This is a genomic window from Promicromonospora kroppenstedtii DSM 19349 (genome assembly GCF_000515355.1).
Classification (GTDB): Bacteria; Actinomycetota; Actinomycetes; order Actinomycetales; family Cellulomonadaceae; genus Promicromonospora; species Promicromonospora kroppenstedtii.
The window spans coordinates 5,641-5,927 of the sequence record NZ_KI911727.1; the positions used below are offsets into that span (position 1 = coordinate 5,641).

A 287-nucleotide genomic window follows, 5' to 3' on the forward strand; every position below is an offset into this window, starting at 1 on the left:
GTGGCCGACGTCGTCGCGGCGCTCGCGGCCAGCCCCGGCGAACCGTGGACGCTCGACCGGATGGCGGCGCTCGTGCACCTGTCCCGCTCCGCGCTGACCGAGCGGTTTCGCCGCGCCACCGGGCACAGCCCGATGCGGATGCTGCGCGAGGTGCGGATGCACCGGGCCCGCACGCTGCTCATCGACCGGTGCCTGCCGGTCACCCGCGTCGCGTTCGAGGTGGGCTACGGCTCGGTGGCGGCGTTCAGCCGGGCGTTCACGACCGACCACGGCCGCTCGCCGCTCGC

The 287-nt window shown here is 76.0% G+C and carries 1 protein-coding gene; it reads left to right on the top strand.

The features are described 5' to 3' along the window. On the top strand, positions 1–287 hold a 287-nt coding region (locus PROKR_RS21515), incomplete at both ends, for a helix-turn-helix transcriptional regulator (protein ID WP_036967188.1).